The sequence below is a fragment of the Streptomyces sp. NPDC007875 genome (assembly GCF_042868035.1).
Taxonomy (GTDB): domain Bacteria; phylum Actinomycetota; class Actinomycetes; order Streptomycetales; family Streptomycetaceae; genus Streptomyces; species Streptomyces antimycoticus.
Genome location: NZ_JBIADZ010000003.1, coordinates 135,348 through 150,463 on the forward strand (window position 1 = coordinate 135,348; position 15,116 = coordinate 150,463).

The 15,116-nt window shown below is 70.6% G+C and carries 13 protein-coding genes; 10 read left to right on the plus strand and 3 right to left on the minus strand.

The features are described 5' to 3' along the window. Positions 1-10: 10 nt before the first annotated feature. Positions 11-736, minus strand: a complete 726-nt coding sequence (locus tag ACFYOY_RS07585) for a 3'-5' exonuclease (protein WP_351902651.1) — start codon at positions 734-736, stop codon at positions 11-13. Between the two features lie 162 nt (positions 737-898). Between ACFYOY_RS07585 and ACFYOY_RS07590 the strand changes: the two genes are divergently transcribed. From ACFYOY_RS07590 to ACFYOY_RS07605, 4 genes are all read left to right on the plus strand, one after another. Then, the gene (locus ACFYOY_RS07590; RefSeq protein WP_351902654.1) at positions 899-1,477 is read left to right on the plus strand and encodes a DUF4365 domain-containing protein; all 579 of its coding nucleotides are present in this window, start codon (positions 899-901) and stop codon (positions 1,475-1,477) included. Next, positions 1,477-2,679: a hypothetical protein gene (locus ACFYOY_RS07595; protein WP_351902657.1), complete on the plus strand. Its 1,203-nt coding sequence runs from the start codon at positions 1,477-1,479 to the stop codon at positions 2,677-2,679. The genes ACFYOY_RS07590 and ACFYOY_RS07595 overlap by 1 nt, the downstream gene beginning before the upstream one ends. A gap of 132 nt (positions 2,680-2,811) precedes the next feature. Further along, complete coding sequence (thrS, locus tag ACFYOY_RS07600; RefSeq protein ID WP_351902660.1) at positions 2,812-4,791, plus strand: threonine--tRNA ligase; 1,980 nt, start codon at positions 2,812-2,814, stop codon at positions 4,789-4,791. A 91-nt stretch (positions 4,792-4,882) separates the two neighbouring features. Continuing rightward, positions 4,883-5,449, plus strand: a complete 567-nt coding sequence (locus ACFYOY_RS07605; protein ID WP_364008986.1) for an HIT domain-containing protein — start codon at positions 4,883-4,885, stop codon at positions 5,447-5,449. Positions 5,450-5,522: 73 nt separating this feature from the next. On the opposite strand, the gene ACFYOY_RS07610 is transcribed toward ACFYOY_RS07605, so the two are convergent. Together ACFYOY_RS07610 and ACFYOY_RS07615 are read right to left on the minus strand one after the other, a co-directional pair. Further along, positions 5,523-7,175, minus strand: a complete 1,653-nt coding sequence (locus ACFYOY_RS07610) for a hypothetical protein (protein WP_351902666.1) — start codon at positions 7,173-7,175, stop codon at positions 5,523-5,525. Positions 7,176-7,409: 234 nt separating this feature from the next. Beyond that, positions 7,410-9,617, minus strand: coding sequence for an elongation factor G-like protein EF-G2 (locus tag ACFYOY_RS07615; RefSeq protein ID WP_351902669.1), 2,208 nt, complete (start codon positions 9,615-9,617; stop codon positions 7,410-7,412). 206 nt (positions 9,618-9,823) lie between these two features. Between ACFYOY_RS07615 and pgsA the strand changes: the two genes are divergently transcribed. The 6 genes from pgsA to pdxT all read left to right on the plus strand — a co-directional run. Then, positions 9,824-10,492, plus strand: coding sequence for a phosphatidylinositol phosphate synthase (gene pgsA / locus ACFYOY_RS07620; RefSeq protein ID WP_216343862.1), 669 nt, complete (start codon positions 9,824-9,826; stop codon positions 10,490-10,492). Continuing rightward, positions 10,489-11,406 (plus strand): phosphatidylinositol mannoside acyltransferase, encoded by a 918-nt coding sequence (locus tag ACFYOY_RS07625; RefSeq protein ID WP_351902673.1) that lies wholly within the window; start codon positions 10,489-10,491, stop codon positions 11,404-11,406. Before pgsA ends, ACFYOY_RS07625 begins: the two co-directional genes overlap by 4 nt. After that, positions 11,403-12,563 (plus strand): glycosyltransferase family 4 protein, encoded by a 1,161-nt coding sequence (locus ACFYOY_RS07630; RefSeq protein WP_351902676.1) that lies wholly within the window; start codon positions 11,403-11,405, stop codon positions 12,561-12,563. Before ACFYOY_RS07625 ends, ACFYOY_RS07630 begins: the two co-directional genes overlap by 4 nt. A 117-nt stretch (positions 12,564-12,680) precedes the next feature. Continuing rightward, positions 12,681-13,238, plus strand: a complete 558-nt coding sequence (locus tag ACFYOY_RS07635) for a hypothetical protein (protein WP_351902679.1) — start codon at positions 12,681-12,683, stop codon at positions 13,236-13,238. 244 nt (positions 13,239-13,482) lie between these two features. Further along, positions 13,483-14,403 carry a pyridoxal 5'-phosphate synthase lyase subunit PdxS gene (gene pdxS, locus ACFYOY_RS07640; protein WP_014056223.1) on the plus strand — a complete coding sequence of 307 codons (921 nt, stop codon included), beginning with the start codon at positions 13,483-13,485 and terminating at the stop codon, positions 14,401-14,403. A gap of 90 nt (positions 14,404-14,493) precedes the next feature. After that, positions 14,494-15,116 (plus strand): pyridoxal 5'-phosphate synthase glutaminase subunit PdxT (gene pdxT, locus ACFYOY_RS07645; protein WP_388585466.1); only part of this gene is annotated, 623 nt, incomplete at its 3' end.

A 15,116-nucleotide genomic window follows, 5' to 3' on the forward strand; every position in this document is an offset into this window, starting at 1 on the left:
GCCCCGAGCGTCAGGCCGCGGCCGCGAGGTCGGGACGCAGCGGCCAGGCCGGGTCGCAGACCTCGTCCGAGCCGTTGAGCGCGAACCACGCCTGCAGCCCCCGGGCCTGCGCCGCGTACCAGATCGTCTGGCGGGCGTGCAGTTCGGCGGGTGTGAGTGTCTCCAGACGCGAGGCGAACCGGCGGCCCACCGCCCGCACCACGTGCAAGGAGGCCGCCGCGTCCGCCGCAGCGTCATGCGCGCCGGTCAGCTCCACTCCGTAGTGCGCACACAGATCGAGCAGGGTGCGGCGGCCCTTGCGATAGCGGTCCAGATGCTTGTCCAGCACGCGCGGATCCAGCACGCTCATCGAGCGCAGCGAAAGATAGCCCGCCAGGCTGGAGTTGCGATGCCGCTTCAACTCCCGGTCCAGCAGGGTCAGATCGAACGGCGCGTTCATCACCACCAGCGGGGTGCCCCGCGCGGTCTGCTCGGCTATCGCCCGCGCCATCTCGTCCATCACCGGCGCCGGCCATCTGCCGTGGCGCTGCAGATGGGCATCGGTCAGGCCGTGTATCTCGGTGGCGGCCGGCGGCACCGGCACCCCCGGGCTCACCAGCCAGCGCCGGACCTCCGGCAGACTTCCGGTCCCGCGCTGCACCACCAGCGCCGCCGACACAATCCGGTCATGCTCGACATCGACACCCGTGGTCTCCGTGTCAAAGGCAGCAAGCGGCCCCTCGAACCAGGACGGCATGGCCCCAACTCCTCGTGCTTTTCCCGTCGATGACTCCTGCATCCCGCCCCGACCAGGTGATACCCGGAGCGGGCACCTCGAACCGCCGCTGTTTGCCGAGGTCCTGACGCGGAGACAACACAGGTGTACGTATGCCGGCGACGACCGGAAGGCGTCACGGACATGACGCTCGCGAAACCCGACCCGGCCCCGGCGGTGAGCGGCCTTGCCCTGAGCGGAACACCCCCCGTGCGTGGCCAGATCGCGGCCACCGCCTGCATGGAGACCCTTCAGGTGGGGTATCTGCACGCGGTCGCCGCCGCCGCTGGCTGCTCACTGGCCCAGCCCTTTCCCGACCACGGCATCGACTGGCATGTCAGCCACAGCGCGCCCGGCCACGCCGTGGACGACGAGGTCACCATCAAGGTGCAGCTCAAGGCCACGTACCAGATCGCACCGGACCCTCCGGGCCCGACCTTCGCCTTCACCCTCGACAACGACCACCTGATCAAGCTGGCCCGCAGCCCGGTCTCCGTGCACAAGATCCTCGTGGTGATGATCGTGCCGCGCCGCCAGGAGGACTGGCTGCGAGCCGGGTATGACCGACTGTCCCTGCGCCACTGCTGCTACTGGATCAATCTGGCCGGCCACCCGATCACGGGCCGCCGCCGGACCACCGTGCGGATCCCGACCTCGCGGGTCTTCGACGACCGCGCGCTCTGCGAGATCATGACCCGGGTCGGGGCGGGAGGGAGACCGTGATGGACCGACCGTGGCCCCAGGACGACCCGGCACCCCCGTCGGTCCCGCACCCCGACGAGACCGATCCGGCCGTCCTCGGCGCCCTGCTCGCCCGGCACGGCTGGCGCCGCCGCGGCGGCACCCCGGGGCGCTACGCCCGCTGGACCCCGCCCGGCCGGCTCTCGGGCGCGACCAGCCTGCTGGTGCCCGAGAGCCGGGACTTCCCCGACAGCGGCGATCTGCTCGGCGAGGCGCTGATGGCGCTCAGCCGCAGCGCCGCCCCCTCCGCCCGCGAGGTGCTCACCGGCCTCGCCGTGCCCAGCGATGAGATCCGCTGGCGGCGCGAGGTGCCCGAATCCCCCGGCGGCACCTCCGCCTGGACCGCGCAGGAGCGGCTGCGCGCCGCCGCCCGCGACACCCTGCTGGCGGCGGCGCTCGCCGCCCGCGGCCGGGCGGGCTACTACGGCGCCCGGCACCGCCGCGCCGCCGAGGCGTCACTGGAGCGGGTGCTGACCGGGCCGCCGGGCGCGGATCCCGGTGGCCGTGAGCTGACCGTCTTCGTGCCCGTCGAGGAGGACGGCCGCGCCACCGCCGTCACCTTGCTGCGCGCGCTGTACGCCCTCCGTGACGCCGCCGACTACCACCGGACGACCGGCGGTATGGAGGTGTACGACGCGGCGGTCGCGGCGGGGGCCTGCCGGGAGCTGACCGAGGCGGTGGTCGCGCTGGTCCAGGGCACGGAGGGGGCGCGGGTGGCGCTGGAGTGGTCACCGGCCGCCGGTCCGCCGCCGGGGTTCGCGGTCCGGCCCGATCCGGTGGAGTTCTCACCCGGCGATCTGCCGGGGCTGCGGGAGGCGGCTGCCCGCTATGTCCGGGATGAGCCGTCGGTGCCCGTATGCCTCACCGGTGCGGTGGTGCGGCTGCGCCGTACCGGCCCCGGCGGTCCCGGGACGGTGCGGCTGCGGGTGCTCTCCGGGGCGGATGTCTCACTGGTGCGGATCACCCTGGACGAGGAGGACTACCGGATCGCCGGCCACGCCCATCTGGTGGGGCTGCCGATCCGGGTGCGGGGGCGGCTGGAGAGCCGCGGCGGCTTCCGGCGGCTCAGCGGGGCCACCGGCGTCACCCCGGTCCAGGTGGACGACGCCGAGCGGGACCGGCTGGTCAAATCGCTCCAGGAGAACCTGGACTTCTTCGAGGAGGCATGCGGCGGCGGCCCCTGACCGGCCGCCCCGGCGGTCGCCCCCCGCGGTGACGGCGTGCACAACCGTTTCGCGGTCCCACCCGTCGGCTCGGTACGATTCACGCTGCGCCGCATTAGCCGCGGTGAGCCATCCATCAGTCAGGAGAGACCGGTGTCAGACGTCCGTGTGATCATCCAACGCGATTCCGAGCGGGAAGAACGCGTGGTGGCCACGGGCACTACGACGGCGGACCTCTTCTCCGGCGACCGCTCGATCGTCGCCGTGCGTGTGGGCGGACAGCTCAAGGACCTGGCGTACCAGCCGGCCGAGGGCGACGAGATCGAGCCCGTGGAGATCACCAGCAAGGACGGCCTGGACATCCTGCGCCACTCCACCGCGCATGTCATGGCCCAGGCGGTGCAGGAGCTGTTCCCCGAGGCGAAGCTGGGCATCGGCCCGCCGATCAAGGACGGCTTCTACTACGACTTCGACGTCGAGACCCCGTTCCACCCGGACGATCTCAAGCGCATCGAGAAGAAGATGCAGGAGATCCAGAAGAGAGGGCAGCGGTTCTCCCGCCGCGCGGTCACCGACGACGAGGCGCGCGAGGAGCTGTCTGCCGAGCCGTACAAGCTGGAGCTGATCGGGCTCAAGGGGTCGGCCGCGGACGCCGCCGAGGGCGCGTCGGCCGAGGTCGGCGCGGGCGAGCTGACCATCTACGACAACCTCGACGCCAAGTCCGGCGAGCTGTGCTGGAAGGACCTGTGCCGTGGTCCGCACCTGCCGACCACGCGGAACATCCCGGCCTTCAAGCTGATGCGCAGCGCCGCCGCGTACTGGCGGGGCAGCGAGAAGAACCCCCAGCTCCAGCGGATCTACGGCACCGCCTGGCCGACCAAGGACGAGCTGAAGGCGTACCTGGACTTCCTCGCCGAGGCCGAGAAGCGCGACCACCGCAAGCTGGGCGCGGAGCTGGACCTGTTCTCCTTCCCCGACGAGCTGGGCTCGGGCCTCGCGGTGTTCCACCCCAAGGGCGGCGTGATCCGCAAGGAGATGGAGGAGTACTCGCGGAAGCGGCACGAGGAGTCGGGGTACGAGTTCGTCAACACCCCGCACATCACCAAGGCGCGCCTTTTCGAGACCTCGGGCCACCTCCCGCACTACATGGACGGCATGTTCCCGCCCATGGAGTTCGAGGGCCAGGACTACTACCTCAAGGCCATGAACTGCCCGATGCACAACCTGATCTTCAGGGCGCGCGGGCGGTCCTACCGCGAGCTGCCGCTGCGGCTCTTTGAGTTCGGCACGGTCTACCGCTACGAGAAGTCCGGCGTCGTCCACGGCCTGACCCGGGCCCGGGGCTTCACCCAGGATGACTCGCACATCTACTGCACCAAGGAGCAGATGGCCGATGAGCTGGACAATCTGCTCACCTTCGTGCTGAACCTGCTGCGCGACTACGGTCTGAACGACTTCTACCTGGAGCTGTCCACCCGGGATGACTCCGACAAGTTCATCGGTGGGCCGGAGCAGTGGGAAGAGGCCACCGAGGAGCTGCGCAAGGCGGCTGAGAAGCAGGGCCTGGAGTTGGTCATGGACCCGGGCGGCGCGGCCTTCTACGGCCCCAAGATCTCGGTGCAGGCGCGGGACGCGATCGGCCGTACCTGGCAGATGTCGACCATCCAGGTCGACTTCAACCAGCCGGAGCGGTTCGAGCTGGAGTACACCGCGGCCGATGGCTCGCGTCAGCAGCCCGTCATGATCCACCGGGCGCTCTTCGGCTCGATCGAGCGCTTCTTCGCGGTCCTGCTGGAGCACTACGCGGGTGCCTTCCCGGTGTGGCTCGCCCCGGTCCAGGCCGTCGGCATCCCCATCGGCGACACCCATGTCCCGTATCTGGAGGAGTTCGCCGCGCAGGCCAAGGCGAAGGGCCTGCGGATGGAGGTGGACTCGTCCTCGGACCGGATGCAGAAGAAGATCCGCAACGCCCAGAAATCCAAGATCCCGTTCATGGTGATCGTCGGTGACGAGGACGTGGCCAACAGCGCCGTGAGCTTCCGCTACCGCGACGGCTCGCAGAAGAACGGCATCCCGATCGACGAGGCGCTGGCCGAGATCGCCGACGCCGTGGAGCGCCGGATCCAGGTCTGATCCACTGCGGTCTCCCACGGAGGCCGGGATTCCGAGGGGCGGCCCTGACCAGGGCCGCCCCTCGGCTCTTCCTCACCGCGGCCGGGCGAATATGCTGGCCCGCATGACGAGTGAGCCGGAACAGCAGATCGGAGTGGGGACGCCTGACGCGTTCCAGCGCCTGTGGACGCCCCATCGGATGGCCTACATCCAGGGGGAGAACAAGCCGACCGGCCCGGGCGCGGGCGATGGCTGTCCGTTCTGCTCCATTCCGGAGAAGTCGGACGAGGATGGCTTGATCATCGCTCGAGGCGCCTCCGTGTACGCCGTGCTCAATTTGTACCCGTACACCGGCGGCCATCTCATGGTCGTCCCGTTCCGGCACATCGCCGACTACACCGAGCTCACCGCCGAGGAGACGATCGAGCTGGCGGAATACACCAAGGCCGCCATGACCGCGCTCCGTACCGCCTCGGGTGCGCACGGTTTCAACATCGGCATGAACCAGGGCACCGTCGCCGGAGCCGGGATCGCGGCGCATCTGCATCAGCATGTGGTGCCGCGCTGGGGCGGGGACACCAACTTCATGCCCGTCATCGGCACGACCAAGGTGCTGCCGCAACTCCTCGCCGACACCCGTCAGTTGCTGGCCGACGCCTGGCCGCAGGCCCAGGCATAGCCAAGCCGCATACCGCATGAGGAAGGCCCCGGCCGCATGGCCTGGGCCTTCCTCATGCGGTGCGTACGGCGGCTTACGCGTCGTACAGGTCGGCCTTCTTCGGGGCCGCCTCCTGGATCTGGCCGCTGAGCGCCAGCGAGCGGTTGCCGAAGCGCTCGGTGTCCACGCCGTGGTGCTTGAGCACCCCGAGGGCCGCCTCATGGACCACCCGCAGCACCGGTGTGGCGGTGCGCAGCGCGTCGTCCGCCATGAAGCGGTGCCGCCAGGGCTTGTCGGCCCAGGCGTGCCGCAGACCGAACGGCTCGGGCAGGACCAGCTTGCCCCCGAGATGGTCCAGTATCGGCGGATACCAGGTGAAGGGGGCGCGCGCGGTCAGCCGCACGACCTCCTTCGCGTTCACCAGCGGCAGCGGGATGGACTTGGTCTCCCAGAACCGGAAGGTCTTGGCGACCGTCTTGCTGGGCGCCGACGGCTTGTTGTGGAACAGCGGATGGATCGGCCCGAGCGCATGCCCGGTGACCTCGATCCGCAGCGTCTTGTGCAGCAAGGTCACCGTGATCATCAGGGTGATCACCAACTGGCCGTCCCAGAGCACGAACTGCACACCCAGATAGTGCCGGTCGCCGGCGCCGAACTGCTGCTTGTCGCAGATCCGCTGCAGCTCGACGCCCTTTATCTGGAAGCCCTCCTCCTCGGAGGTGCCACCGCGCTCGACCGACTTGGCTCCCTCGCCGATCGGTGAGACCACCCAGTGGCGCACGGAGGGCTTGGGGAAGCCGCCGGTGTGCAGCGGGGTGCGCTCCAGCATGCGGAGCTGGTCATGGATCGCCCGTATGACGTCCCAGCTGCGGAAGGGGTCGATCTCCTTGCCGGGGTCGGCCGAGACCAGGTCCTCGGCCAGCTGCCAGCTGCCCCAGCGGGTGCCCATGCCCAATATGCCCTTGGGACCGGCGTAGAAGACCACATTGCTGTGCTGCTCGGCGGTGAGCTTGTGGAGCGCCTTGCGCAGCTCCTCGGCGGCGGTCTGGCCCGGGTGGTTGGGCACCGTCTCGGGCACCTTGGCGCCGATGCCGCCGCCCGAGAGCAGCCCGCCCCAGGAGTCCCGGAGCTCCTTGGCGGTGCGCTCGCAGATCTGCTTGGCGATGTACCAGCCGATGACCGGGGCGACCACGACGCCGCGCAGGTATATCCCCCAGAATCCGCCGAAGGGCAGCTTGATCAGGAAGATGAGGACCATCACGCCGAGTGCCACCAGCAGCGCGGTGCCGAGTGCTCCCATCCGCTTGTCCTGCGCCCCGGCGACCGAGCGGCGCAGCTGGAAGACGCCGAGCCAGAGCAGCGTCCCGGGCAGGAACAGCAGCCCGAAGATCACCATGACGGCGGTGAGCCGGGCGTCACGGGTCTTGCGGATGCGGTTGGCGGCCAGACAGTGCTCGACGACCGTCTGTGGCTCTATGCCGAAGGACTGGATCACCTGGCCCCGGCCGCCGCCGAGCATTCTCGTCTGGACGGCGCGTGCGAACGCCTCGCCCAGATTCGGCTCGAAGAGCGACATTTTCGGCGCCTTGACCTCGGAGACGGTCCACTCCGAATTGGCGTCGAGCAACTTTGCCACGGGGTCGTCGCGGTAGGCGGCCGAGGCGAGTGCCTGGGTCGCTGCCGTCTGTCCCGCCGCTCCCGAGAGGGGAACCTGCGCCCCGGGACTGAAGTCGAATCCGTCCGTCACCAACGCCCCCAATACGGCACGCTCTTGCGCTGCGACCTCAGCGTATCCGGGGTGTGCACCGCCTGTCGCCAGTGCGTGTGCGGCCTGTGGAAAACACTCGTGCAGAAGGCCACCCGCGGGCCCGCCGCTGGACGGCGGACGGCAAAGGCCCGCCCGCCCCGGCGCGGTGGGGGCGGGCGGGCCGTGAAATACGCCCTGGACCGACCGTGAGATACGCCACGGGCGGGCCGTGAACTACGCCTCGGCGGCGACCTGTTCGCGCATCCGCTCGGCCAGCTGATGGGGCATCGCCTCATGCCGGGCGTAGCAGCGGCTGAATCGTCCCGTGCCGTGCGACAGCGATCGCAGATCGACCGCATACCGGCCAATCTCGATCTCCGGCACATCCGCCTTGATCAGAGTCTGTCCACCGCCCGACTGTTCGGTGCCGACGACCCGGCCGCGCCGGCCGGACAGATCGCTCATGACGGCGCCGACATAGTCGTCCGAGACCAGCACGCCCAGCTCCACCACCGGTTCCAGCAGGTCGATCCGGGCGTCGGCAGCCGCCTCGCGCAGTGCGAGCGCGCCCGCCGTCTGGAAGGCGGCGTCGGAGGAGTCCACCGAATGCGCCTTGCCGTCCAGCAGCGTGACCCGCACGTCGACCAGGGGGTAGCCGGCCGCGACACCGCGCGCCGCCTGGCCACGCACGCCCTTTTCGACGGACGGGATGAACTGCCGGGGCACCGCGCCGCCGACGACCTTGTCCACGAATTCGATGCCCGAGCCCTCCGGCAGCGGCTCCACCTCGATCTCGCAGATCGCGTACTGGCCGTGCCCTCCGGACTGTTTGACGTGGCGGCCGCGCCCGGCCGACTTCCCCGCGAAGGTCTCGCGCAGCGAGACCTTGTACGGCACCGCGTCCACCTGGACCCCGTACCGGCTGCGCAGCCGTTCCAGCGCGACGTCCATATGGGCCTCGCCCAGGCACCACAGCACCACTTGATGGGTGTCCGGGTTCTGCTCCAGGCGCATCGTCGGGTCCTCGGCGACCAGCCGGGACAGGCCCAGCGACAGCTTGTCCTCGTCCGGTTTGCTGTGTGCCCGGATGGCCACGGGCAGCAGCGGATCGGGCATCTGCCAGGGCTCCATGAGGAGCGGCTGGTCCTTGGCCGAGAGCGTGTCGCCGGTCTCGGCGCGGGTCAGCTTGGCCACGCACGCCAGATCGCCCGCGATGGCCTGGGCGAGGGTGCGCTGCTGCTTGCCGAAGGGCGCGGACAGGGCGCCCACCCGCTCGTCCACGTCGTGGTCCTCATGGCCGCGGTCCTCCATACCGTGGCCGGAGACATGGACGGTCTCGTCGGGGCGGAGCGTGCCGGAGAAGACCCGCACCAGGGAGATCCGGCCGACATACGGATCGGATGAGGTCTTGACCACCTCGGCGGCCAGCGGGCCGTCCGGATCGCAGCTCAGCGGCGGGCGTGCGGCGCCCTGCGGGGTGGTGACGGCGGGCGTCTCGCGCTCCAGCGGGGACGGGAAGCCGCCGGTCACCAGGTCCAGCAGTTCGACGGTGCCCAGACCCTGCTTGGACCCCTCCGCGGCGGGCGCCGCCGCCAGCACGGGGTGGAAGCTGCCGCGTGCGACGGCCTTCTCCAGGTCCTCGATCAGCGTCTTGACGTCGATCTCCTCACCGCCGAGATAGCGGTCCATGAGGGTCTCGTCCTCGCTCTCGGCGATGATCCCCTCGATGAGCCGGCCGCGGGCCTCCTCGACCAGCGGCAGCTGGTCCTCCCGGGGCGGCGATTCGGTGCGCACCCCCGAGGAGTAGTCGAAGACCCGCTGGGTGAGCAGCCCGATGAGGCCGGTCACCGGGGCGTGCCCGTCGGGCCCCGGCTCGCCCCGCAGCGGCAGGTAGAGCGGCAGTACGGCGTCGGGGTCGTCGCCGCCGAAGCTCTCCCGGCACAGCTCGGTCATCTCCTCGAAGCTGGCGCGGGCCGCTTCCAGATGGGTGATCACGATGGCGCGCGGCATTCCGACCGCGGCGCACTCGTCCCAGATCATGCGGGTGGCCCCGGTGATGCCCAGGGCGTCCTGGGCGGCCGAGACAACGAAAAGGGCCGCGTCCGCCGCTCGCAGACCGGCCCTGAGTTCCCCGACGAAATCGGCGTAGCCGGGGGTGTCCAGGAGATTGATCTTCATCCCGCCCCATTCGACGGGGACCAGGGACAGTTGAATCGAACGTTGCTGCCGGTGCTCGATTTCGTCGTAGTCGGAGAGGCAGCCGCCGTTCTCGACTCTGCCCGCCCGGTTGACCGCGCCCGTCGCCAGTGCGAGAGCCTCCACCAGCGTCGTCTTTCCGGTCCCACTGTGGCCGACCAGAACCACATTCCGCAGGGAGCTGGGCCGGTCGGCCGCCGCTGCCCTTCCGGCGGCCCCTGGGTGCGTACTCGTTTTGTCGCCCATGTGTCTCGCCTCCCGGTCGACACCTTGCGATACTTCGAGCTTTCCACCGCCGTAACGGTGCGTCCATACGTCACACATGCGGCCGTAGCACGCGTGGGGTCACGGAGCTGTCCGACAGGTGCACGGCGCCCCTCCGGGGCGTGGCTACGATGGGCGCGCCGGTGGCCTCTTGACCATCCGGCCCGTATCGACCCCCCGGGAAGGCCATGCTGAACAAGTACGCGCGTGCATTCTTCACGCGTGTTCTCACACCGTTCGCCGCCCTGCTCATCCGTCTCGGGATCAGCCCCGACGCGGTGACCCTTACCGGCACCGCCGGCGTGTGCGCGGGCGCACTGGTCTTCTATCCCCAGGGGGAGTTCTTCTGGGGAACGGTCGTCATCACGCTGTTCGTCTTCTCGGACCTGGTCGACGGCAATATGGCGCGGCAGCTGGGGCGCTCCAGCCGCTGGGGCGCGTTCCTCGACTCCACGCTGGACCGGGTGGCCGACGGCGCGATCTTCGGCGGTCTGGCGTTGTGGTACGCGGGCAGCGGGGACGACAATGTGCTGTGTGCGGTGACGATCTTCTGTCTCGCCAGCGGCCAGGTGGTCTCGTACACCAAGGCGCGCGGCGAGAGCATCGGGCTGCCGGTGAACGTCAACGGGCTGGTGGAGCGCGCCGAGCGGCTGGTGATCTCCCTGGTGGCCTGCGGCTTCTCGGGTCTGCACAAGTTCGGCGTGCCGCATATCGACATCCTGCTCCCGATCGCGCTGTGGATCGTGGCCGTCGGCAGCGCGGTGACCCTCGTCCAGCGGGTGGTGACCGTGCGCCGGGAGGCCGCCGAGGCGGACGCCGAGGAGCGGGCGGTGCCCCAGGGGGGCGAGACGCGGTGAAGGACAGGCTGACCGACGCGCTGTACGGGCTCGGCTGGAGCGTGGTCAAGAAGCTCCCGGAGCCGGTCGCCGTGCGCCTCGGGCAGCGCATTGCCGACGAGACGTGGAAGCGGCGCGGTAAGGGCGTGCTGCGGCTGGAGGCCAATCTGGCCCGGGTGGTCCCGGACGCCTCGCCCCGGCGGCTGGCCGAACTGTCGCGGACGGGCATGCGCTCGTATCTGCGCTACTGGATGGAGTCCTTCCGGCTTCCGGCGTGGAGCCCCGAGCGCATACAGAGCGGCTTCGACGTCAAGGACCTGCACTATCTGGTGGACGGTCTCGCCGAGGGCCGGGGCGTGGTCCTGGCACTGCCCCATATGGGCAACTACGACCTCGCCGGGGCCTGGGTGACGACACATCTGGGGGTGCCCTTCACCACGGTCGCGGAGCGGCTGAAGCCGGAGTCGCTGTACGACCGGTTCGTGGCCTACCGCGAGGGGCTGGGCATGGAGGTGCTGCCGCACCAGGGCGGGAGCGCCTTCGGGACGCTGTCGCGGCGGTTGCGCTCGGGCGGTCTGGTGTGCCTGGTGGCCGATCGCGATCTGTCGGCCTCGGGCGTGGAGGTGTCGTTCTTCGGCGAGCGGGCGAAGATGCCGGCCGGGCCCGCCGCACTCGCCCTGCAGACCGGTGCCCTGCTGCTGCCGGTGACCCTCTGGTACGACGAGTCGCCGGTGATGCGCGGGCGGGTGCACCCGCCGGTCGAGGTGCCCGGGGACGGGAACCGCGCGGAGCGGACCGCCGTCATGACCCAGGAGATGGCCGACGCCTTCGCCTCGGGGATCGCCGAGCACCCGGAGGACTGGCACATGCTGCAGCGCTTGTGGCTCGCGGATCTGGATCGCGGTCCCGGAAGTCCTGGAATGGAGAAGCCTTGAGGATCGGGATCGTCTGCCCGTACTCCTGGGACGTCCCAGGCGGCGTCCAGTTCCACATCCGCGATCTGGCCGACCATCTGATCCGGCGCGGCCACCAGGTCTCCGTGCTGGCCCCGGCGGACGACGAGACGCCGCTGCCGCCGTACGTGGTCTCGGCCGGGCGCGCCGTGCCGGTGCCGTACAACGGCTCGGTGGCCCGGCTGAACTTCGGCTTCCTGTCGGCGGCGCGGGTGCGCCGCTGGCTGCACGACGGCGGCTTCGACGTCATCCACATCCACGAGCCGACCTCGCCCTCGCTGGGGCTGCTGGCCTGCTGGGCGGCCCAGGGGCCGATCGTCGCGACGTTCCACACCTCCAATCCGCGCTCCCGGGCCATGATCGCGGCGTATCCGATCCTGCAGCCGGCGCTGGAGAAGATCAGCGCGCGCATCGCGGTGAGCGAGTACGCGCGCCGGACGCTGGTGGAGCACCTCGGCGGCGACGCGGTCGTCATTCCCAACGGCGTCGATGTGGACTTCTTCGCCGACGCCGAGCCGAAGGAGGAGTGGCAGGGGGAGACGATCGGCTTCATGGGCCGGATCGATGAGCCCCGTAAGGGGCTGCCGGTGCTGATGCGCGCCCTGCCGAAGATCTTCGAGGCGCGGCCGGGGGCGCGGCTGCTGATCGCCGGGCGCGGCGACGAGAAGGAGGCGGTGGCCGCTCTGCCGGCGGCGCTGCGGGAGCGCGTCGAGTTCCTGGGGATGGTCAGCGACGAGGACAAGGCGCGGCTGCTGCGCAGCGTGGATGTCTATGTCGCGCCCAATACGGGCGGCGAGAGCTTCGGCATCATCCTCGTCGAGGCCATGTCGGCGGGGGCCGCGGTCCTCGCCAGCGATCTGGACGCGTTCGCCCAGGTGCTGGACGGGGGAGCGGCGGGTGAGCTGTTCGCCAGCGAGGACGCCGACGCCCTGGCGGCGGCCGCGGTGCGCCTGCTGGGCGACCACAAGCGGCTGGCCGAGCTGCGGGAGCGGGGCAGTCGGCACGTACGCCGCTTCGACTGGTCGACGGTGGGGGCGGACATTCTCGCGGTCTACGAGACGGTGACGGACGGGGCGGCGTCCGTGGCCGCGGACGACCGTACGCGGCTGTGGGCGCGTCTGGGGCTCGCCAGACCCTAGTAGCTCCCGGGTCGGCCCGGGAGGGGCGTACGGCGCCGTACACGGCCGCACCGAGCGACTCCGGCGTGAGGTCTCCACCCCGGACTCCTGGGGCGGCAGGCGGTAGCGTGGCGGGCCGTGAGCACCTTGATCTGGATCGCGGTCGCGCTGGTCGTCATCGCCGTCTACCTGAGCTGGACCGCCGGACGCCTCGACCGGCTGCACAGCCGGCTGGACGCGGCGCGGGCCGCACTCGACGCGCAGCTGCTGCGGCGTGCCTCCGTCGCACAGGAGCTGGCCACCGCCGGAGTGCTCGATCCGGCCGCGTCGATCGTGCTGTACCAGGCCGCGCACGCCTCCCGGCAGTCCGAGGAGGAGCACCGCGAGGTCGCCGAGAGCGAGCTGAGCCAGGCGCTGCGGGCCGTCTTCCAGGACAGCGCCCAGGCCGAGGCGGTACGGGAGGCGCCGGGCGGCGAGGACGCGCTGGGGGAGCTCACGGAGGCGGTGCGCCGGGTGCCGATGGCCCGGAGGTTCCACAACGACGCGGTGCGCGCGGCGCGGGCGCTGCGCCGCCATCGCACGGTGCGCTGGTTCCGGCTGGCGGGTCACGCCCCGTTTCCGCTCGCCTTCGAGATGGACGACGAGCCCCCGGCGGCCCTCGGGCGGGTGCCGGGCGCCGAGGAGGCCGACCGCTGACGGAAGCCGTGCGGTGCGTCGGCGCAAGAGCCCGCGCCCTGACCCCTTCCGCGCACTGAGGATTCACCGGCTGTTTCGAGCCACCGGCCTTCGATTGGCCCTTGCCGAGCCCCGCCCCGAGTCGCTTTTGTCATTCGTGTAGCACACACGCTCGTGACCTGGACCAGATGGCCGGGTCATGTTCCGGTATCGAACGGCCCTACGATGGGCTCATCGCACTTTTCATTATCGAGTGAGGTCAAACGTGTCCATCACGCCCGCCAGCACGCCCAACTCCGACGCCCCCGCGACCGGCACCGCCCGCGTCAAGCGCGGTATGGCCGAGCAGCTCAAGGGTGGCGTGATCATGGACGTCGTCACCCCCGAGCAGGCCAAGGTCGCCGAGGACGCCGGTGCCGTCGCGGTCATGGCACTCGAGCGGGTGCCGGCCGACATCCGTAAGGACGGCGGCGTGGCCCGGATGTCCGACCCGGACATGATCGAGGGCATCATCGGCGCCGTCTCCATCCCTGTCATGGCCAAGTCGCGGATCGGCCACTTCGTCGAGGCGCAGGTGCTGCAGTCGCTCGGCGTCGACTACATCGACGAGTCCGAGGTCCTCACCCCCGCCGACGAGGTCAACCACAGCGACAAGTGGTCCTTCACCACCCCGTTCGTCTGCGGAGCCACCAACCTGGGCGAGGCGCTGCGCCGGATCGCCGAGGGTGCGGCCATGATCCGTTCCAAGGGCGAGGCCGGCACCGGCAACGTCGTCGAGGCGGTCCGCCACCTGCGTCAGATCAAGGGCGAGATCGCCCGCCTGCGCGGCCTGGACAACCACGAGCTCTACGCGGCCGCCAAGGAGATCCGCGCCCCGTACGAGCTGGTCGCCGAGATCGCGCAGACCGGCAAGCTGCCGGTCGTGCTGTTCTCCGCCGGCGGTGTCGCCACCCCGGCCGACGCCGCGCTGATGCGCCAGCTGGGCGCCGAGGGCGTGTTCGTGGGCTCCGGCATCTTCAAGTCGGGCGACCCGGCCAAGCGCGCCGCCGCGATCGTGAAGGCCACCACCTTCTACGACGACCCCAAGGTCATCGCGGACGCGTCCCGGGACCTCGGCGAGGCCATGGTCGGCATCAACTGCGACACCCTCCCCGAGTCCGAGCGCTACGCCAGCCGCGGCTGGTAGCCGGCGCCCGCACGGCACCACATGGCACCACGCGCCCGGCGTCCCGGCCCGGCGCGTGGTGCTCCTGACGTTCGAGAGGTCTTCGCTTCCGTGACTACGTCGTCCACTGCTTCCCTGCCGACCACGTCCACCCCCGACGCGCCCGTGATCGGTGTGCTCGCCCTCCAGGGCGATGTCCGCGAGCATTTCGCCGCGCTCACCGCGGCCGGGGCCACGCCCCGGCAGGTCCGCCGTCCCGAGGAGCTCGCCGAGGTCGCGGCCCTGGTGATCCCGGGGGGCGAGTCGACCACCATGTCCAAGCTGGCGGTCATCTTCGGGCTGCTGGAGCCGCTTCGCGAGCGGGTCCGGGCCGGAATGCCGGTGTACGGTACGTGCGCGGGCATGATCATGCTCGCGGACAAGATCCTCGACGGCCGGGACGACCAGGAGACCATCGGCGGCATCGACATGATCGTGCGCCGCAACGCCTTCGGCCGTCAGAACGAGTCCTTCGAGGCCCGGGTCGATATCGAGAGCATCGAGGGCGGCCCGGTCGAGGGGGTCTTCATCCGCGCGCCGTGGGTCGAGTCCGTGGGCGGCGGTGCCGAGGTGCTCGCGACGTTCGACGGGCACACCGTCGCCGTCCGGCAGGGCAATGTCCTGGCGACCTCGTTCCACCCCGAACTGACGGGTGACCACCGGGTGCACAAGCTTTTCGTGGAAATGGTGCGGGG